Origin of the sequence: Ruminococcus flavefaciens 007c, assembly GCF_000571935.1 — a bacterium.
GTDB classification, from domain to species: Bacteria; Bacillota; Clostridia; order Oscillospirales; family Ruminococcaceae; genus Ruminococcus; species Ruminococcus flavefaciens_F.
This window is the reverse complement of record NZ_ATAX01000013.1, coordinates 26,472-45,922: the sequence shown is the minus strand read 5'-3', so window position 1 is coordinate 45,922 and position 19,451 is coordinate 26,472. Positions and strand designations below refer to the sequence as shown.

12 protein-coding genes, 3 tRNA genes and 1 rRNA gene are annotated in these 19,451 nt (G+C 48.5%); 14 read left to right on the top strand and 2 right to left on the bottom strand.

Features of this window, described 5'->3' with window-relative positions; translation table 11 throughout:
* The first annotated feature begins 65 nt into the window (after positions 1-65).
* The 6 genes from RF007C_RS04050 (at position 66) to RF007C_RS04025 (ending at position 2,580) form a co-directional block, all read left to right on the top strand.
* Positions 66-141 (top strand) — tRNA-Lys (locus RF007C_RS04050).
* A gap of 7 nt (positions 142-148) precedes the next feature.
* Positions 149-220, top strand: a tRNA-Glu gene (locus RF007C_RS04045).
* Positions 221-229: 9 nt separating this feature from the next.
* Positions 230-346: ribosomal RNA gene (rrf, locus tag RF007C_RS04040) — 5S ribosomal RNA — on the top strand.
* Positions 347-353: 7 nt separating this feature from the next.
* Positions 354-429 (top strand) — tRNA-Asn (locus tag RF007C_RS04035).
* A gap of 100 nt (positions 430-529) precedes the next feature.
* Positions 530-1,552 (top strand): UDP-glucose 4-epimerase GalE, encoded by a 1,023-nt coding sequence (galE, locus tag RF007C_RS04030; protein WP_037297478.1) that lies wholly within the window; start codon positions 530-532, stop codon positions 1,550-1,552.
* A gap of 35 nt (positions 1,553-1,587) precedes the next feature.
* On the top strand, positions 1,588-2,580 hold the full coding sequence (locus RF007C_RS04025) for an SMI1/KNR4 family protein (RefSeq protein WP_037297476.1): 993 nt from the start codon (positions 1,588-1,590) through the stop codon (positions 2,578-2,580).
* A gap of 396 nt (positions 2,581-2,976) precedes the next feature.
* Here the strand turns inward: RF007C_RS04025 and RF007C_RS04020 are convergent, their stop codons facing one another.
* Positions 2,977-3,468, bottom strand: coding sequence for a GNAT family N-acetyltransferase (locus RF007C_RS04020; protein ID WP_037297473.1), 492 nt, complete (start codon positions 3,466-3,468; stop codon positions 2,977-2,979).
* A gap of 131 nt (positions 3,469-3,599) precedes the next feature.
* Here RF007C_RS04020 and RF007C_RS04015 point away from each other — a divergent pair, with 131 nt between their 5' ends.
* From RF007C_RS04015 to RF007C_RS03990, 6 genes are all read left to right on the top strand, one after another.
* The gene (locus RF007C_RS04015) at positions 3,600-4,025 is read left to right on the top strand and encodes a hypothetical protein (protein WP_019678921.1); all 426 of its coding nucleotides are present in this window, start codon (positions 3,600-3,602) and stop codon (positions 4,023-4,025) included.
* 295 nt (positions 4,026-4,320) lie between these two features.
* Entirely contained in the window at positions 4,321-5,025 is a 705-nt protein-coding gene (locus RF007C_RS04010; RefSeq protein WP_037297471.1) for a hypothetical protein, read from the top strand.
* Positions 5,025-5,534 (top strand): signal peptidase I, encoded by a 510-nt coding sequence (locus RF007C_RS04005; protein WP_051456505.1) that lies wholly within the window; start codon positions 5,025-5,027, stop codon positions 5,532-5,534. Before RF007C_RS04010 ends, RF007C_RS04005 begins: the two co-directional genes overlap by 1 nt.
* Positions 5,535-5,554: 20 nt before the next feature.
* A complete protein-coding gene (locus RF007C_RS04000; RefSeq protein ID WP_037297470.1) occupies positions 5,555-6,247 on the top strand; it encodes a SipW-dependent-type signal peptide-containing protein in 693 nt (230 codons plus the stop codon).
* A gap of 13 nt (positions 6,248-6,260) precedes the next feature.
* The gene (locus tag RF007C_RS03995; protein WP_037297467.1) at positions 6,261-6,929 is read left to right on the top strand and encodes a hypothetical protein; all 669 of its coding nucleotides are present in this window, start codon (positions 6,261-6,263) and stop codon (positions 6,927-6,929) included.
* Between the two features lie 30 nt (positions 6,930-6,959).
* The gene (locus RF007C_RS03990) at positions 6,960-14,933 is read left to right on the top strand and encodes a SpaA isopeptide-forming pilin-related protein (protein WP_082316685.1); all 7,974 of its coding nucleotides are present in this window, start codon (positions 6,960-6,962) and stop codon (positions 14,931-14,933) included.
* Between the two features lie 89 nt (positions 14,934-15,022).
* Here the strand turns inward: RF007C_RS03990 and RF007C_RS03985 are convergent, their stop codons facing one another.
* On the bottom strand, positions 15,023-16,702 hold the full coding sequence (locus RF007C_RS03985) for a hypothetical protein (protein WP_037297463.1): 1,680 nt from the start codon (positions 16,700-16,702) through the stop codon (positions 15,023-15,025).
* 435 nt (positions 16,703-17,137) lie between these two features.
* Between RF007C_RS03985 and RF007C_RS03980 the strand changes: the two genes are divergently transcribed.
* The gene (locus RF007C_RS03980) at positions 17,138-18,640 is read left to right on the top strand and encodes a DNA methylase (RefSeq protein ID WP_037297461.1); all 1,503 of its coding nucleotides are present in this window, start codon (positions 17,138-17,140) and stop codon (positions 18,638-18,640) included.
* 144 nt (positions 18,641-18,784) lie between these two features.
* Positions 18,785-19,186: a hypothetical protein gene (locus RF007C_RS03975; protein ID WP_037297459.1), complete on the top strand. Its 402-nt coding sequence runs from the start codon at positions 18,785-18,787 to the stop codon at positions 19,184-19,186.
* Positions 19,187-19,451: the final 265 nt, after the last annotated feature.

Genomic DNA, 19,451 nt, shown 5'->3' with positions numbered 1-19,451 from the left:
AAAAAAATAAAAAATCGCTTGACAAATCCTTTTAAATGTGATATAATAGTTAAGCAGTTTGAAATGCACCATTAGCTCAGTTGGTAGAGCAACTGACTCTTAATCAGTGGGTCCTGGGTTCGAGTCCCCGATGGTGCACCAATTTTTTGGCCCGTTGGTCAAGCGGTTAAGACACCGGCCTCTCACGCCGGTAACACCAGTTCGATTCTGGTACGGGTCACTTTAAATAGTCGGTGCTTATGGCAATGAGGTCACACCCGTTCCCATTCCGAACACGGAAGTTAAGCTCATTCACGTCGATGATACTTGGCTGGCGACGGCCCGGGAAATTAGATCAGTGCCGACACATATATTCCTCCTTAGCTCAGTCGGTAGAGCACTCGGCTGTTAACCGAGTTGTCGCCCGTTCGAGCCGGGCAGGGGGAGCCATTAAGACCACTTTCATTCGGAAGTGGTCTTTTTACTATATGTTAAGATCTGATCCGCGGCGATCAGTATATAAATCCATAGAAATAAGAGGTGTAAAAATATGGCAAAGATATTTCTTGCAGGCGGTGCTGGCTATATAGGTACCCATACCGCTGTAGAGCTTATTAATGCAGGCTATGAGGTGATCATTGCTGACAACTTCTACAACAGCTCTCCCGAAGCTGTACAAAGAGTTGAGAAGATCACGGGAAAGTCTGTAAAGCTATACGAAACGGACATAAGAGACAATAAGAAGCTTGAGGAGATATTCAGCGAAAACAACATCGACGCTGTTATCCATTTTGCAGGCCTTAAGGCTGTAGGCGAGTCCGTTCAGAAGCCTGTGATGTATTACCGCAATAATATTGATACGACACTTTCTCTGCTTGAAACTATGGAGAAATTCAATGTAAAGAATATCATCTTTTCTTCAAGCGCTACGGTTTACGGAGAGGAAAATCCCGTTCCATATACAGAGACCATGAAGCGCGGTGTCTGCACAAATCCCTACGGCTGGACAAAGGCTATGATGGAGCAGATCTTTGAAGACGCTGCCGCGGCAGATAAGAAGCTCTCCGTGATACTTCTCAGATACTTCAATCCCATCGGTGCTCACGAATCGGGACTTATCGGCGAGGATCCTCAGGGCATACCCAATAACCTTATGCCCTATGTTTCACAGGTTGCTGTGGGAAAGAGAGAATGCCTGACTATATTCGGCAATGACTATCCCACACACGACGGCACCTGCACCCGTGACTATATCCATGTTGTGGATCTTGCAAAGGGACACGTCAAGGCTATAGATTATATACTTTCAAATGACAGATGCGTGGAGATCTTCAACCTTGGCACAGGTGTTCCTTACAGTGTTACCGAGATAGTTGACACCTTTGAGAAGGTCAATAATATAAAGGTAAACCATGTTTACGGCGCAAGACGCGCGGGTGACCTTGCTGAATGCTACGCCAATGCGGACAAGGCTCTCAGGGTGCTGGGCTGGAAGACCGGGAAAACCCTTGAGGATATGTGCCGTGATTCGTGGAACTGGCAGAAAAACAATCCCGACGGCTATAACAAGTGATAGTAATATTTTCAATAAACGGATGAGGACATTTTATGAGTCTGATAGATAAGATTAGTTCGATTATGACGAAGAAAAGCACTGAAAACAAGCTCATTAAAGAAAAAATGTCACGTATAATTGAGCTTTCTGAGGAGATACAGAAAAAAGCCAGATGGTGGTACTGCGCTGCAGGTAAGCCTGTATCCCATGAGAAGCTTGAGGAGTGGAAAAAAAAGTATAATATCTCTCTTCCCAGTGAATACATTGACATTCTCACCGTTGCAAATGGTTTCACGGTGGATTACTCTTCTACGGTGGGATATTTCAGGATAGAGTCCTTTGATACGGAACGCGATCTTGAGCAGTGCTTTACTGTCAATCAGCTTAATATGCTGAAAAAGAAGATACCATTCAAGTCATGCTTCGGCTGGATAAATCATCACTGTCTCTATTTTGATGTCTTTTCCGGGCAGGTCTTTATAGAGTATGAGCGCTGCAAATATCAGCCCGTAAAGGATCTTGCGGAAGAGGTGCTGGAGCCTGTGATAAAGCACCTTGAAAAGGAACTGGCAAATTCGGAAAAGTACAGGCTGCTTCTTGAGGAAAGCAGGAACAATCCTCTGAGACCTATGTATGACAGGCTTCTGGAATTTGCGGGCGACGGGCCGCTCCCCAAGATGAACATAGTTCTGGAGCCCCCTGCTGACGAGGAGGCTCTGTGCAGATGGGAAGCCGAGAACGGCATGAAGCTGCCGCAGGAGTACAGAAACTGGGTTAAGATCTCAAATGGAAGCGAATTTGGGCATAAGTTCATACTCAGCCTTGACGCTCTGAGAAAGGGTTATAAGCTTGATCCGATCGACGGGGTGGAGTATGTTATCCTTGCAGGTCTCACAGGCTGCTTCGATTATCTCGTTTTCAACTCTCAGACAGGGGAGTATGCTGTATACACCGAGGATTTTGAGCTGGAGGAGTCGGCAGGCTTTGAGGAAGAGATATTCGAGGACGCATTTGAATACATGGAAGAGCATATGGAAGAAGAATAACTTCATAAGCAAAAAAAACCGAAAGCGGTCGTTATATGATCGCTTTCGGATTTTTTAATGCGTATAAAGTAAAAAACAGACCCGCGGCAGAGTCTGTTTTTCAAGTGAGGAAACACAAAGGAGCCAAGATAACAAACGTCCTTTGTGAAGGTAGAAAAGATTCGCAGCCATACATGGGGATAGTGATTAGGATGTTACTGTTTATGTTTTGAGATGGTTATATATGCATGGTGCGTTCTTTTTGCTGCTCATCACAAGCAACATAATTATAATAATATATTTCCGTGTCAATTTCAATAGTCTTTGCATGAAATGCAGTTTTTTTGCCTGAAATGCGTTGTTTTGTTTACTTTTTGTTCATATCTGGTCTGCTTCGTGAGCTTCACAGGCTGCTTTTCATTCTCTGCGGATGTACATTATTTCACGGAGATCTCTGCCGCCGATATTGTCGTCCATTGAGTCGCCAGTGTCAACAAAACCGTGCTTTTCGTAGAAGCGCCTTGCGGGAACGTTCCCTTCAAGCACCCAGAGCAGTATGCTCCTGTAGCCCAGCCATTCAAGCTCTCTTATACACTCCCTGAGAAGCTCCGAGCCAATGCCTCTGCCTGTATACTCGGGCAGAAGATATACGGAAACTATCTCGCCGCAGCTGCCGAATTTTTCCCAGCGGGAGGGGCAGAAGCTTGCCGCACCGATGATTTTTCCGCCGTCAAGGGCGATAATGTCCGTCCTTCCGTTTTTATTTATGCCATTTATCCATTTTCCCGCGGGTATGCTGTCAAGGTACTCATCAGGGATAATATTCCTGTAGGCGTATTTCCAGCTTTTTTCGTAGACCTCACTGACTGCAGCAAGGTCGTCGCCGGGATTTATATGACGTATTTCCATTGATCTCACCTGTCCCTTCTAAGATGCAGGCCTGATTATAACACATTCCGCCATAAATGTCAACACATTATACTTGACTTTTTCACTGAACTTGTGATAATATAGAGTAAAACGATAAGGGGGCGGTGACTATGGGAACATCATACAAGTACAAATGCGATAACTGCGGCTATGAGGAGGAGTTCTTCACAGGCGGCAGAATCATGACAAAGGACTATCATAAACGTACCGAGGAAGCTGAGGAGGAGCTCAGAAGCGCCGCTCTTTACGGAAAGTACGGCGAAAGCATACGCCAGCTGGTCAGGAATGAAAGGGACAATATCGTTATAAACTGTGATACCGATCTCTATCAGTGCATGGAGTGCAGACAGTTCTCCGTCCAGATAGCAAAGGAGATGTATATGCACAGGAACGAATTCAATATGTCCGTGGAGTTCCGTCATGAATGTCCTGCCTGTCATTCATCTCTCCTGAGAAAGACAAGAGGCTCCGTGACCTTTTGTCCGAAGTGTCAGAACTTTACGGCTCAGCTGGTGAGCATAGGACGATTTGAATGAATAACAGCATACCCTCAGGCCGCCGCTGCAATACTATGCAGCGGCGGCCTGTTGTTTTGTATATACGGTATCAGGAGGGCGCAGTGTAAATTGTTCCACAAAAATTCCTGCTGGTAAATGAATGTAAAAGATTATTTGTGCGACTTTCATAAACCGAGGCGGCGGCACTTGTACAAAAGGTAATTCTTTATTTTAAATGTGGCTGTTTTCTTGATTATATAAAAAAAAGATGGTATAATATGATAGGATAATAATGCAATTCCGACCATAGGATATTCGCAAAGGAGGGGAGTTTATGTCGCCTAAAAAAAGGATCCTGCTCATTGTTTCCGCAGGCGTTTTGCTGCTTATTGCGGCTATGTCGGCTATGCTCTCGTCCTCGGACGAGGTGTCCAACAGATTCAGGTCAGGAAAATTCGATATAATGCTGGAGGAACCAAGCTGGAGCAGCAGCCACGACAAGGTCGTGCCCAATGAGGAGCTGCCCAAGGATCCGCAGATAAGGAACAAGGGCGATGTTGACGCTTTTGTGTTTGCAGAGGTTATTGTTCCCTATTACGATGAGCTGGTCACCGAAAACTCCGACGGTACGGGGGCTGCCAAGAAGTCCCTGCCTGTGGTGAAGTTCGTCAGCGGCGGAAGCTATGACACTACTGAGACAGAGGCTCAGCTCGTTAACAGCGGCTGGACAGCAATGACGGGTACTCCCGTAAAGGACGAGGAAAACAAGGTATTCAGGTATATATATGCCTATACAGGTGCAGATGCCGCTTCTATGGAGACAGTTGCTCCCGATGAGGTAACGGGAAAGCTGTTCGACGCGGTCAGGTTCTGCAATGCCCGCGAGAGCGAGGCGGACACGGAGCCCTTCATAGAAAACAAGTCCGTAAGCATAAGAGTCAATGCAAGAGGTATTCAGACAGAGTATCTCGGTGCTGATTCGGCTTCGGAGCCCGAAAGCGTCTGGGCATTTCTCAGCGGCTCGGGAGAAGGAGCGTAATGGAAGAAAAAAAGCAGCAGAAGCTTGCCGTAAGGATACTCAGGAGTGTATATAACCTCATTGCAACGGCGCTGATAGCTCTGGGAGCTGTCACGGCTGTGCTCTGGGTGGCAGGGATAAGACCTTATGCCGTGGTGTCGGGCTCTATGGAGCCTGCTATAAAGGTCGGTAGCATATGCGTGGTAAATCATCATGCTTCCTTCTCAAAAGTAAAAAAAGGCGACATCATAGCCTTCAAGGCAGGTGACAGCACTCTGGTGACTCACCGTGCGGTCAGAGTGACCGATGAGGGCATCAGCACCAAGGGCGACGCGAATAATACCGAGGATACGGATCCCGTAACAAGCAGGAACTTCATCGGCAGGACCATATTCTCGATACCTGCGGTAGGTTACTTCATAGGCTTCGTGCATACCACTCACGGCCTTATTGCCGCAGCGGCTTCGCTGGCGGCGTTCATACTCATCGGAATGGTCATACCCGATAAAAAGAAGGGAAAGAAAAAATGACGGAAACGGAGGATAGGCAGATGGATAAGAAAAAGCTCATAGCAGCTTCTGCGGCAGGCGTTATGCTGATAGCCGTCAGTGCAGCTGTTGCCTATTTTACCGACAGCGATACAAAAACCAACGTTTTCACAGTGGGAAATGTAGACCTTGAGCTCAGGGAAGAGAATTTCACCGGCGGTCAGCTCGCAAGGGCGGATATAAGGCTCAGCAAGGATCCTAAGGTGAAGAATACAGGCAAAAACGACGAGTTCGTGTTCCTTGAGGTGAAGGTGCCGAAGGGAGAGGTCACTCTCCTTGAAAACGGCGTTCCCGCAGGTCCAAAGGCTCCTCGTGAGCTTTTCGGTTTTTATGCGGGCAGCAGCGGTACTGCTGTCAGCGGAAGTGATAATTTCAGTTACAGGGCTGCCGTAGAGAACGACGGCTGGGTATTCCTCAGCAGGACGGAGTCCTCGGACAGTGCTTCCTATGTTTTCGGTTACAGCAGCAAGATCTCCCCGGGAGATGAAACGGTCTGCCTTTTTGATGAATTTGCACTGAGAAGCTTTATAGAAGAAGAGGTGCCGGGCGGCTCGGAGCTTACCGTTCCCGTAAATGCTTACGGCATACAGGCGGACAGCATAAGCGGAGTCAGCGGTCTTCCCGATGACGGCAGCGGCCTTACAGTACAGAATCTGAAGGATATATTCGATATATGCCTGAATAAACAGAACTGATCGGAGGCAGGAAATGAAAAAAAGAAAAGTCTTTACAGGCTCGGCTGTCCTGCTTGCGGTGCTTGCGGCGGCAGGCGGCATAATGGCGTATCTCGGAGCTTCCGATGATGCCGAAAATACTGTGGAGGTGGCTCACGACAAGATAGCAGTCACTGAAAATTTTCCGAAGCCGTCGGATCTTGAAAGCAATGCGAACAATTACTACACCAAGGAAGTCGGCATTGCAAATACTGGCAATGTGGACTGCTATGTGAGAGTATATGCGGATCTTCCCGATTCTGCGGCGGCGGCGGAGTCCTTCTACTCAGCGGACGGCGTAAACTATTACAGCGCCGTAAGGGATGCAGGGCTTTCCGCGGACACTTCATCGGAGGATAACGGAAAGATCATACATACACAGAGCTTTGTGAATATGCTGAACAGTCAGGATGGAGACTGGATATTCGTTCCCGATGACGACAGCAGCGAGAAGCTCAGGGGATATTATTATTACAAAAAGCCCGTGAAGGTCGGCGAAAAGACCGCCGATCTGTTCAAAAGTGTAATGATACATACAGGCGACGCTCCCGAAGCCGCAGACCTGACAGTCTATGCGGAGTCGGTGGACTGCGTTTACGAGGAAAACGGTCAGGAAAAGACCTATGCGGACTATGCCGCCGCATGGAACGGTTTTCTGAGCTGACATAATTGAGATCTCTCGAAGGGGGGGAGAATGATGACGGAAAAGAACAGAAGCATCCTTATAAAAGTTGTTTCAATGCTGCTCTGCATATCCATGATACTGGGCAGCGGCGGTCTGGCAGAGGCTCTGAGAGGCTTTGCGGCCGAGACGGAAAATGAGGCTGACAAGTATTCTGCCAGTATAATCTGGCGTAAGGACGATAACTCGGGAAATGCCGAGGATCCATACTATATACACGAGACACAGAGCAAGCTTGAGTATATCTACATGGGAATCAATATCAAGAATGCCAATAATCAGGCTCTCATGCCCGGAGAGTTCATACTCAATATATCGAGCCTTGCCAATCTGAAAAGAAACGGCGTGCTCACCATCGTTGAGGACGATCCTGTTTTTTCGGAAAACTGGATGATAGTTGCAGAGGGCATTGACAGAAACAGTTATATGCTCGTGAATAAAAAGCCCATAAACAAGCAGGTCCTCACCACTCTCCACTGGGAGATAAATTCCCGTGACGCCGTAGCCCTCGAGGAGAACGAAAACGACGAGCTCGTTGAGTTCATGAGGACCATAGAGGCTTCATATGAGATAAACAGGTACAAGAGGGATCCCGAAGGACAGCGTCTGGACGAAAACGATAACATCATTGATGACGATGGCTACCTCAGAGACAGCGCAGGCAGGTATGCACGTATCGGAAGCGACGGCGTGCTCCTGGGCATAATCCCCGAAGATGACAGCGATCCCATGTACGGCTACCTCTTTGACGGCAGATATTACCGCACGGAAGAGGGAGCAAGACTTTATTACGATGATGAGACCGATACTTATTATGAGGTCGATCAGGAGGGACACAGGAAAACAGATACCAACGGCAATCCCATCACAGGTGTCCCTGCAACGGGCAGTGCTCAGGCCGGCATTCCCGTGCTGGAGTTCGACGGCGAGCCCGTTGATACAAACAGTCTTATATTCAGGTATTTCTCCGAGCACGACGAGCTGAATATAGACGTTACGGGAAAGCCCGTTACCGCACTTCAGGCGGAGGACCTCAACAACAGGTATTCCTGGTACAACTTCAATGTCAGGGTGGATCAGGAAAAGAAAGCAAGAGGAATACACGATTCAGACCTATTTATCGCTCTGGACATTCCCGCAGGAATGGACCCTGCGGATATTACCGTTCTTGACAGCAGCGGAAGGCCTGTCGAGCTGACTACACAGACCATCGACGGCGTGGAGCGTCTCGGCTTCTATGAGTACAAGAACAGGAAGGGCGACATAAACAGCTACAGCAGGGACTACCGCGTGGGAGTCCTCAGGACTAAGATAGACAGTGAGAATGAGGAGAATAATATCCTCAGATTCACAGGCATCACAAGAACAGTGTTCAACGATGAGAATACTCCTGAGTACAAAAGTGCTACTGCAAGGACAATATACGAAAATACAGGAGAGGTAACGGACGTGACCGTCGTTGAGATCCCCGATTACGGCGATCAGTTCTATGATGCGTCAAAGATAACCTTTGCAAAGAGCAATGACAAATACGAAAACAAGAACCACACCGATCCCGGAGATAACAACTCCAAGAAGCTCCTCTCGGGAAATCTCTTCAACGGTCAGATAATCCCCTTCAAGCTGAAGGTATCCGTACTGAAGAAGGCTGAGCCCTGTCCTGCGCCGCGAGGATTTATAACCGTTGCGGAGAGAGTCAGGGAGGCAGTTAATGCAGCTGTCAGCGCAGGTGACACGCAGATTCCCGATTCTGTGAAATATGATCTGGTAATAGGCGACGATACCCTCGGTATCTGCCTTAAGAGCGGCGGAGAACCGCGCGTTCTTGACAAGGATGAGTATAAGTTCACAGATGTTATAATTCCTGCCGGCATATTCCATGCAAGTGACGGTGAAGGCTTCTCAGAGGGCGACGGATATGAATTCGTGCTCTATGTGAGCAATGACGGAGGCGAGAGCTATACTCCCACTGTCACGGGCAGGACCATGAAGGACGCCGCTCAGACAGTACGTATAAACGGCGACGCTTTCAGGCTCGTAATAAAGGATATGGACAAGGTCGTAAACGAAAAGACCTTTACTGCAAATGTTAAATTCACACTGGATCACGATAAGGAAGAGAACCAGCTCCTCCTCAGAAGCGACAGCGTGTTCGAGGATTCTGATGTAAGAGTCGTAAACTACGGCTATATGCAGATGATCTACGAAAAGGACGGACATCTCTATGATCTGGCGGCTGAGGATACTCCTTACAGCAACAGCGTTAACGGTGACTCGGTCATAGAGGATATCGTCAACGGACGTACAAACGACCTTGAAAGAGGCGCTTATCTTCGCAGAAGCTATTCAAATGTCTTTCTGCGCACCGATGTGACTTCATTATCTTCAAGGACTGAATATACCTCACCTCTTGCGAGAAACAAGCACTGGGACGATCACTCCAAGAGCAGCATGGACAGATGGTACGGAACAGTTACTACCGAGGGCAGTCTCATTTCGGATAACCCCGGTACTCTCAGGAAGTTCACACTGACTGCAAATATACCTCAGTACGTTGAGCTGAGAGATCCCACTCTTGCGTCTCTCAGAGATACCATCCAATTCAGAGGCGTTGACTTCGGAACCATGGCGGAATATGATTCGTCCATACTCACCAGTGAGAATACGGCCTTCAGTCTTCATGAAAATCCCGACGGTTCAAGGACCATAGAGATAGATTTTGATTTTTCGGGAAATCCTCTCCTTGCAAGCGAGCTCACGTCTGTGAAATTCAGCTATGATGTTTACGTTGAGGACGATAATCCATATATAGACAAGGAACGCCCCTTCAGAGTGGAATCTGCCACAAAGCTGAAGGATACGGGCAGAAAGGTCGTTGTTGCTGCGGGCTGGAACAACGGCACCATGAGAGGCAGCGATACTGTTGTGTCCCATGCGGATTCCTATATTGGAACTACCGATATTTCACTGACCACAGAGCTGGATAAGCGTGTCCTTACCGAATTCAGCAACGGCCTGTATCTGCGCAGTTCGTCTGTCAGAGGCAGCACCGAGGACAGGCCTTCGGAATATATCTACAGGCTCAGCTTCAACGTCTTCGGAAGTGATGACGGAGCTGTAAATGAGATAGTTCTGACGGATAAGATAGAGGACTTCAGAGAGAACTCGGATGAGAACTCGGGCAAGAACTCAAAATGGCAGGGCGAGTTGAATTATGTGGACATAGGCGAGGCAGTGGACAAACTCAATCTGCCTGCAAACGCAAAGGTCTACTATACTACCGATCATAATGCATACTTCACGCCTAAGTCCATGAGCACGAATCAGGCTTCGGATATGACAGCTCATCTGGCTTCAGAGAGCAGCTGGAAGCTTATGGATTCGGAGGACGGCAGAATATGGACAGTTCCCTCAGGGGAGACTGAGCCCGTTTATGCTGTTGCGGCTGTTCTTCTTACCAGGGACGACCCAAAGGTGCCGATGGAGAGCATGAGCGGTGGATATGTATTCCGCTCGGCAATATATCTGAATATGTCAGCTCCGGAGGTAGATGATGACAAGATCAACTGTATGGCTCTGAACAGGTTCTCTGCAATGACGGGAGTAGAAGCCTTCGGAGACAGCATTTCGGAAGATTACAGCTATATCGAAAGCAATTCAACATATCTTACGCTGCTGAATACCCTTAAGATCAAGAAGGTGGATTACGAACACCGCACCAAGGGACTCAGCGGTGCCAAATTCGAATTCCTTACATTCAGGGATCATATGTCTCCCGAGGAATATCATTTCGCTCCGGAAGAGTTCAGCATGGACGAGATAGTTCCTGTAAGATATAATGTCTACGACGAGGAGACCAACAAGTATTATAAAAAGACTCTCGATTCCGTTGAGGTCGATCCCAGAGGCGTTGCAGAGCTGAATCTCCCGCCGGGATTCTACTTCATAAGAGAGACGGATCCGCCCAAGGGCTATGACGGAGACTGCGCCTTGTATTACCTTATATACTTCAATGACAAGGGCGAGGCGCAGCTGAAGAACACATACGACATAAGAGATGACGGAGAGGGCGGACAGAAGCTTTCTCTGTTTACCAGCGATTCCGAGCTGGTAACGGACAACGAAGGTATTTATGGCATAATCAATGTCAGGAACAGAGCAAATACCGTGGGAGCAGCTGAATTTACAAAGCTCGATCAGGACACAGGCCTTCCCCTTGCCGGAGCAGGCTTCAGACTTTACAAGTACGATGACAGCGGTGAGCTACAGACAGTGAACGTTACTTATAACAGCTCACAGAACCGCTATGTCTGTGACGAAGAGGGCTCTGATGTGATAACCGCTGACGAGGACGGAAAATTCCTTATCTCTGAGCTTGAAGTCGGTACATATATGCTGGAGGAGATAATTATACCTCTTGGCTACACAGCTCCGACAGGCATGACGGAATTCCAGGTAAGACTCGGCAATATCGACACTAACGGCATGGTAGACCTCACTGACGAGGGACAGCTCAATGATGTGAGCAATATCTTCAATAGTCAGATACGTTCCGAGCTCAGACTGGTAAAGCATGACGAAAATGAAAGTGATCAGGAGAAAAATCTTGCAGGTGCAAGATATATCCTCTATCAGCTGAAGGAGCTTTCGGAGGTCGAGGGCTTCAGTACATATGATGAGCTGTTGGAGGCTGCAAAGTCGGAGATATACAGCTGGGACGGAAAAAGTACTCTCAGTTACTGGACAAAGACCGAAAAGACGCTCATTACCGACGCTTCGGGCGTGGGTACTGTAGGCGACGTGTCCTTCGGCACATACTTCCTGTATGAGGAGCTTCCTCCTACGGGATACAAGCGAAACAACAACAGGAACGGCTATATCAGCAGCGATCCTTCAATAAGCGAGGGTATAATCACCATAACCGCAGAGAGCGCGGCTGCTCATGCAAATGCAGCCGATAAGGACTTCTCAATGACGCATAACGACGTCCGCAAGAAGGGCAAGGCTCAGATACAGAAGCTCAGCTCCGCCGACGGTTCGCCTCTTTCGGGTGCGAGATTCGCGCTGCTGAGGAAGCTCGGCGACGAGCAGAATCCGCCTCCTCTTAGTAATTATGAGGAGCTGGCCAATAAAGAGGATTACGATACGGTAATATATCACAGCGGTTCCTACGACTTTGTTACCGACAGCGACGGCTGGACTCAGGTAATAGACAATCTGGAATGGGGTACGTATTACTTCAAGGAGATAAGTGCTCCTACCGGCTATGAGCTGAACGATACCTCCAGGGAGTTCAGAGTGAGCGCAAAGACCTCGAGCTCTGTTAACCGTGTGTTTATGGACAACGATCCCAGAAGCGGCAGTGTGGTTCTTGACAAGTACGAAAAGGATCATGAGGAAAAGAAGCTTGCGGGAGCTAAGTTCGGACTTGTGCAGAAGCTTTCAGACGGTACCGCAAAGCGATGCAGCGTTGTCAGGGACGGCAGCGTTTACAGAATAGCCGACAGCAGCACATCAGGCGCCGTTACGGAGCTTATAACCGACAGCAGCGGACAGATAAACGTTACAGGTCTTGTATGGGGCACATATGAGTTCATAGAGACAGAGCCTCCCAGGGGATATGCTTCTACCATAGTGGAGAGCTTCACAGTGGACAGGGAGAGCTGCAGTCAGCAGATCTACCGCAAATGTGAAGAGCCCCGTGCAATGGCGAATATCCTTATAGATAAGCTGCTCCCCGAGGGGACAGATTATTCCGATGCCTTCGGAACTCCTACATTCATCTATAAGATAACCGAAATAAACAATCTTACAGACCGTACACCTCTTGCAAACGGCATGAGCTACACCGAGTTCATGAGCTTCAGCGCGGGAGATACCGCAGGACATACAGCGGTATCGGTTGCACAGGGCTGCTATATGATCGAGGAGATAAGCGTTTCACGCTATGAGTTCAGCCGCCTTGCAACAGTGACGGATGATACGAATATAAGCAGCTATTATCCTGCGGCAGGTACTGTACAGACCGATTCGCGGAAAGCATACTGCGACCTCCGCGATGCTCCCGAGGGAGAGATACCGCAGTACAGGGCAGAATACCGCAACAGTATAGAACGCTTTGACGGACTCAGCCATGTTACGGCTGTAAATAACCGTTTCCCTGCGGCCAACAGGTACATAACAGGCATCAGAGCGGTATACGACGGCTACGTTCCCGTTTCGGGAGCAGCTTCATCGACGTACAGAATACCTCTCGATGATATAGCTGTAAGCCGCACAGACAGCAAAGACGAGACAGAGATACTGGATACAGAGCAGAAGAGCAGCCTGACCTATACGGGCAGCGACGGTTACAGTGTGAATATCGTTGAGGACGGAGGCAGCTATTACCTCGAAGTTCCCAACACCAAGGATTACAGCCTGTTAAGCAGGACAGTAACGGTCACTGACGGTTCGGGCATGACGGCTGAGCTCCTGATACGCTATGAGGGAGCAAAGTCCGACATAAAGAAGTATGTCACACTGCGGCAGGACAGCAATAACCTCTCTGTATTCGGTGATGACGAGACTTCCGCAGATGTTGTATTCACCAAGTCTGCGGACACAGGTGAGATAACCAGCGATATGGATCAGCATCTGCTTCATATACTGGATTCGGGCTATGTATTTAAATGCTGGCAGTACGAGGACGAAAACGGACAGCTTACCGAGCAGACCTTCAATAACGAGCAGGAGATAAAGGACTTTATTTTCAGCTCCGAGAATGAGGGCAATACTGTATTTACCTTTGTGGCTCAGCTGGAAAACCACCCTGATCCCACTGCGAAGATAATTAATACTACTAATACGGGAGAAACCAGCTTTATACAGAATCTGAATTGGGTTGCACATACCACCGGTAATGACAGATATTTAAGATTCAGAAGTTTCCAACACGTGGATTACGATGAAGGTATGGCAATGTGGCAGAGATGTCTGAAGAATCCCGACAGTACGAAAGTTCGTTATGAAATAAATGATCTGTATGATCATGAAATAGCGGGCAATATCCATAAGGCTGCTATAATATCGGTAACGCGCAATCCGAACAATCCTGAGGATCCCGAATATCCGGATGTAGTATATCTCTACGCTGTGAACCGCACGGATACTCAGGCGGACGGATATGATGTGTACTGGTTCAGCAAATCACCGAGAGTACTCATTGACGGCAGTTGCAAAGATCTCTTCTACCACGGCAATAAATTTGTAAATCTTACTGACGTAAGCGGAGTTGAGGACATTGACTTCTCAGGCGTAACTACAATGGAAAGAGCATTTATAAATTGTCCTGCTCTGACATCGGTAACTATAAACAGTGATTTTGATAACTGTATTACTGCGCTTAGTATGTTCTCAGGCTGTACATCACTTACAGATGTGACAATAAACGGCGATTTTCCGAGGTGTGAAAGCTTCAAAACGATGTTCAGCGGAGATACTTCATTGAAGAATGTTACCTTCAACAGTAATCTTGAACACATACATATCTTCAATCAGATGTTTGCTAATTGTACTTCGCTTGAATCTGTTGTAAATCTTAAGGATACGACCTTGAGACCTTACAGCAGCACTTCTGATGATTCCTTCACTTATGCTAACAATTACAATCAGTCGTTCAAGGAAATGTTCCTGAACTGCAGCAGTCTGACAAATATCGACTTCCTTAAGGGTGCTGATATGACGGAATGTGGTTCAGTTACCAATATGTTCAACGGCTGTACGTCACTGTCAAATCAGGCTATAATAGATGTTATAAAGACATGGACATTCAGCACAGATACACCTATCCTCCTGCCAGATTCGGTTAATGGAGGAACAGATAATAATGCAGGAAATATGGGCAAGGCAGGATTCCCCGCAGGCTGGTATGAATGTGCCAACGGCAGAGTTTATATCGAAAGCGGCGGAAGATTCCGTAAAAACAGTTTTGAACCCAGTCCATAAAATGTTTTATCCCCCCGGATATACGGGGGGATATTTTTTCGGCATAAAAAAGCGCTGTACCTCGGTACAGCGCTTTTTCCGTATGTGCATTATTGTTCAAAGTAGATAGAGCCGTCTTCGAGACTCTGGAGCACGCTTGAGCAGAGCTCCTTCCACTGTGCCACCTCAGCCTCGTCGTAGGAGATGACCTTCTTTGCCCAGTTGCTGCAGTGTGCGCAGGCATTGGGAGCAGTCTGTCCCTCTTCGAGTATATCGTTTACGCAGAGGGAGCTTGCACAGTTATTGTTGTTTATGAAGTGCTCAAGGAAGCCGTCAAGCTTTTTGTTGTCCACATAGAGCTTAGGCAGGTGCATAGTTCTGCCGTATCTCATCATAGCCTCGGGCTTGAGTCTCTCCATCCATCTCATAATGGGAGCTCCGGGAGGAGGACCGATCGGAGGCTGACCGTTTATACCTGCTGCCCAGGGTGGAGGGCCGCCGGCCGGCATACCAGCAGGAGGTGCTGTGATACCGTGTGCCTTTCCCCATTCCTCAGGCTCGCCGGGCCTGGGAGGTCTGCCTTCTATTACCCACGGAGGAGGTCCACCGGCAGGCATACCTGTGGGAGGTCCGCCTGCACCCATAGGAGGAGCACCAGCGGGAGCGCCGGCACCGAAGGGAGGCATACCAGCAGGAGGTGCTGTGATGCCGTGTGCCTTTCCCCATTCCTCAGGCTCGCCGGGTCTGGGAGGTCTGCCTTCCATTATCCACGGAGGAGGTCCGCTGGCAGGCATACCTGCGGGAGGTCCGCCTGCACCCATAGGAGCACCAGCGGGAGCACCTGCACCTTCTGCAAGGAGAGGATCCTTTTCGTCGGGGCGTGTAGCTATGGTCTTGGCCTGAGGCCAGTTTACTATATCGAGAAGGTTTCCGTCATAGGATTCTTCCATGTAGCTCTTTACGACTCTGTGGAGGAAGTCCGTAGTTCTTGTTCTGTCTATGAGCTTTATGGAGAAGTGCTTGTTGCCTGTTTCCTCTGCCAGCTCTCTGTAGAAATGAACGTCCTCGGGACGGATGAATTCAGCTGTAAGTATAGCAGCGGGATGAGTTACCTTCTTGTATGCGCAGTTAACAAGGGAATAGTCCATAGAGAACCTGTCGGGATCCGAGTGGCCTACGAAGCATCCATGTGCCAGACGGAAGGGACATTCTCTCAGACAGAGGTTGTTAGCGATAACGCGGAGATGAAGGTCTGTATCCTTGTACTGTGTGAGAAGCTTTCTGAGCAGATCGAATCTTCTGTTGAAGCCGTGATCGAGAGTGATCTCGTCAACGCCCCAGTTGCGCCAGTATTCGATGTGCTGGATAGTTGTGGGGTAAGCGTAAAGGCCGAGAGTTACAAAAACGTCCTTGAACTCTCTCTTTACGTACTTTATGAGGATAGGGGAATTGAGAGTGAAGGCTCTGATGCCCATATCGTACATCTGGTGGATAAAGTCACGGATCTGCTTGCCCACAACGGGATCGATCTCGTTCTGATCCATTGAAAGCGGGTTGATAAGGTAATTGAAAGTGATATCGCGCTTCTGACATTCCTTTACATAATCAGCGAGCTGATCCAAGGAAAAATCGGGAATGATAGAAGCGGTACGGCCTCCGGGGAGCCCGTCGTGCTTCAGCTTCCCGAAAAAGCTGGTGATCGAGTGCTTTTTGTCATACTGGTCAACGAAGTCAAAAAGTTTGTAATCAAAATTGCAGCCCAGATCAAATGAAATGTAATCCTGATTCATGTTGTTACACATCTCCCTAAAAAATAATAATAAAGCAGGACTTTTTACACCTTTGCAGTATCTTTCTGAATTTTTTCACCGTAAAAGCGGCAGTGAAGGTGCGATTAAGTATTTGTGTATATATCGCGGTATATATGTATATTTCCGCAACAGTCCCCATATGAAAATTATACCATTTAATGGGTTAAGTGTCAATATTATCTCGATAGCTTATTGGAAGATTTAAGTTGTTGATTTTTGTAAGATGTGCACAATCAGAAGTGAAAATATTTGTCTGATATTAATGCTATGGTAATATGTTGCAAAATATTGTAAAAAAACGTGAAGCGGCATCAAAAGGAAACATATTTTCTTTTTTGGGAGGCTCTTGACAAATCAGAAAAGCAGTGTTATAATATAAACAGAACAAATGTTCTATAAGTGAGGAGGTGCGCCGTGAAAAAGCAATATATCGCAATAGATCTGAAGTCATTCTATGCTTCGGTGGAATGTGTGGAGAAAGATCTGGATCCTCTTGACACGAATCTGGTGGTGGCGGACAAGAGCCGTACAGACAAGACCATATGCCTTGCGGTATCTCCTTCACTGAAGGCCTGCGGTATTCCGGGGAGGCCTCGGCTTTTTGAAGTCGTGGCGCAGACTGCCGATGTAAATGCGGTCCGCAGGTACAAGGCTCCGCGGCGCAGATTTACAGGGAGCTCGTATCTGGCATCGGAGCTGGAAAAGGATCCCTCACTGGAGCTGTCTTACATAGTGGCTGTGCCGAGAATGGCGCTCTATATAGCTTACAGTACGAGGATATACCAGATATACCTTAAATATGTAGCTCCTGAGGATATACACGTGTACTCCATAGACGAGGTATTAATAGACGCGACGCCATATCTTGAGACCTACGGCGTGACTGCTCATGAGCTTGCAATGATCATGATAAGGGATGTGCTCAGGGCAACGGGGATCACTGCCACGGCGGGTATAGGAACTAATCTTTACCTGTGCAAGATAGCGATGGATATAGTCGCAAAGAAGATGCCTGCGGATAAGGACGGAGTGCGTATAGCCGAGCTGGACGAGCTTTCTTACCGCCGCCTCATGTGGGAGCATCGCCCGCTTACGGACTTCTGGCGGGTGGGGAGAGGCTATGCGAGAAGGCTGGAGCACAGCGGCATATTCACTATGGGGGATATAGCGCGTATGTCAACGTCGGAGTTCGGAGAGAGTGCGCTGTACAGAATGTTCGGCGTGAATGCGGAGCTGCTCATAGATCACGCATGGGGCTGGGAACCCTGTACCATCGCTGATATAAAGGGCTATCGGCCCGAGAGCAGCAGCATAAGCTCGGGGCAGGTGCTTCAGGAGGCAACTCCCAACGATACCGCCCGTCTTATCACATGGGAGATGGCGGATCTGCTTTCACTGGACCTTGCGGGGAAAGGACTTGTGACAGGCAAGCTTACGCTGACCATCGGCTATGATGTGGAAAATCTGCGAAGAGACGATATAATACAGAGCTACAAGGGGAAAGTAGTTCTCGACCATTACGGCAGGGATGTGCCTGCACACGCTCACGGTACGATCAATCTTACTGCTCCCGTGTCGTCGTCAAAGCTGATAACCGAGGCGGCTGTGGAGCTTTTTGACCGTATTACCGATGCTCTTCTCTCCGTGCGCAGGATAACTATATGTGCCGAAGGGGTGCGGCCTGAGTCTACGGTCTGTGAGGAACAGCGGCAGCTGGACTTCTTTACCGATTTTGAGGAGGAAGAGCGCAGACGCACTGCCGGGGAGGCGGCGCTGAGGCGAGAGAACAGTCTTCAGCTGGCGATGCTGGATATAAAGGAGAGGTACGGCAGGAACGCGGTGCTGCGCGGAACAAATCTCTGCGAGGGAGCCACCGCACGTTCGCGCAATCAGCAGATAGGAGGTCACAGGGCATAAATGTTGGGGTAAACTATAAATAGACTTTCGGAGGCCTAAGTCCTTCGTAAGCGTGACCTGCTGTAATAATGCTGATAGGGAAAATTCAGGTATCCTGCGGGATATGGTTATGCAAAAGAGCTCGTTCGGAAGGGAGGCTTTACTATGTCAGGGCAGTATGACGATATAATAAATATGCCGCATCATGTGTCGGAAAGCAGGGCACAGATGTCCCGCCGCAGCCGTGCAGCACAGTTTGCACCCTTTGCGGCTCTTAACGGCTATGAGGACGCTATCGGCGAGTCCGCACGCCGTACCGACTGCAAAGCGGAGCTATGTGCCGACGACGCAGCGGAGCTGAACAGAAAAATACAGCTCATAGGCGCACGTATCGCCTCTGAGCCATACTGTAAGATCACATATTTCGTCCCGGATAAGCATAAACCGGGAGGAACTTATATCACCGCAGCAGGGAATGTGCGCCTTATAGAGGAAGCCACGCGGCAGCTGGTCTTCGTCGGCGGGCTTCGCATACCTGTTGATGATATAGTCGGTATATACCTGTAAAAAGAGCAACAGCCCTACCCCCGCCTGATCGGAGATAAGACTGTTCTGATCTGCCCTCTTACAAAAGGATGGATAGCAAAAGGAATTACTTACAATATATCACAAAGACCGCCCAAAAGTCTTTGTAAAGTGTGTTATACGATCTCTGCGTGATACTGTATATAACCGCAGTCCTGAGCTATCCTACCGAGACCGCGGGAACAGCAAACCCGAATGCAGGTGGGGGGAGTAAAGTGCAGATCTCCCCGCCTGCGGGCCTGTTGAC

Coding starts and splice junctions, on each gene's coding strand:
- galE (WP_037297478.1), top strand. CDS start 530: ATGGCAAAGATATTTCTTGCAGGCGGTGCTGGCTATATAGGTACCCAT.
- RF007C_RS04020 (WP_037297473.1), bottom strand. CDS start 3,468: ATGGAAATACGTCATATAAATCCCGGCGACGACCTTGCTGCAGTCAGT.
- RF007C_RS03985 (WP_037297463.1), bottom strand. CDS start 16,702: ATGAATCAGGATTACATTTCATTTGATCTGGGCTGCAATTTTGATTAC.
- RF007C_RS03995 (WP_037297467.1), top strand. CDS start 6,261: ATGAAAAAAAGAAAAGTCTTTACAGGCTCGGCTGTCCTGCTTGCGGTG.
- RF007C_RS04025 (WP_037297476.1), top strand. CDS start 1,588: ATGAGTCTGATAGATAAGATTAGTTCGATTATGACGAAGAAAAGCACT.
- RF007C_RS03990 (WP_082316685.1), top strand. CDS start 6,960: ATGATGACGGAAAAGAACAGAAGCATCCTTATAAAAGTTGTTTCAATG.
- RF007C_RS04000 (WP_037297470.1), top strand. CDS start 5,555: ATGGATAAGAAAAAGCTCATAGCAGCTTCTGCGGCAGGCGTTATGCTG.
- RF007C_RS03975 (WP_037297459.1), top strand. CDS start 18,785: ATGTCAGGGCAGTATGACGATATAATAAATATGCCGCATCATGTGTCG.
- RF007C_RS04005 (WP_051456505.1), top strand. CDS start 5,025: ATGGAAGAAAAAAAGCAGCAGAAGCTTGCCGTAAGGATACTCAGGAGT.
- RF007C_RS04015 (WP_019678921.1), top strand. CDS start 3,600: ATGGGAACATCATACAAGTACAAATGCGATAACTGCGGCTATGAGGAG.
- RF007C_RS04010 (WP_037297471.1), top strand. CDS start 4,321: ATGTCGCCTAAAAAAAGGATCCTGCTCATTGTTTCCGCAGGCGTTTTG.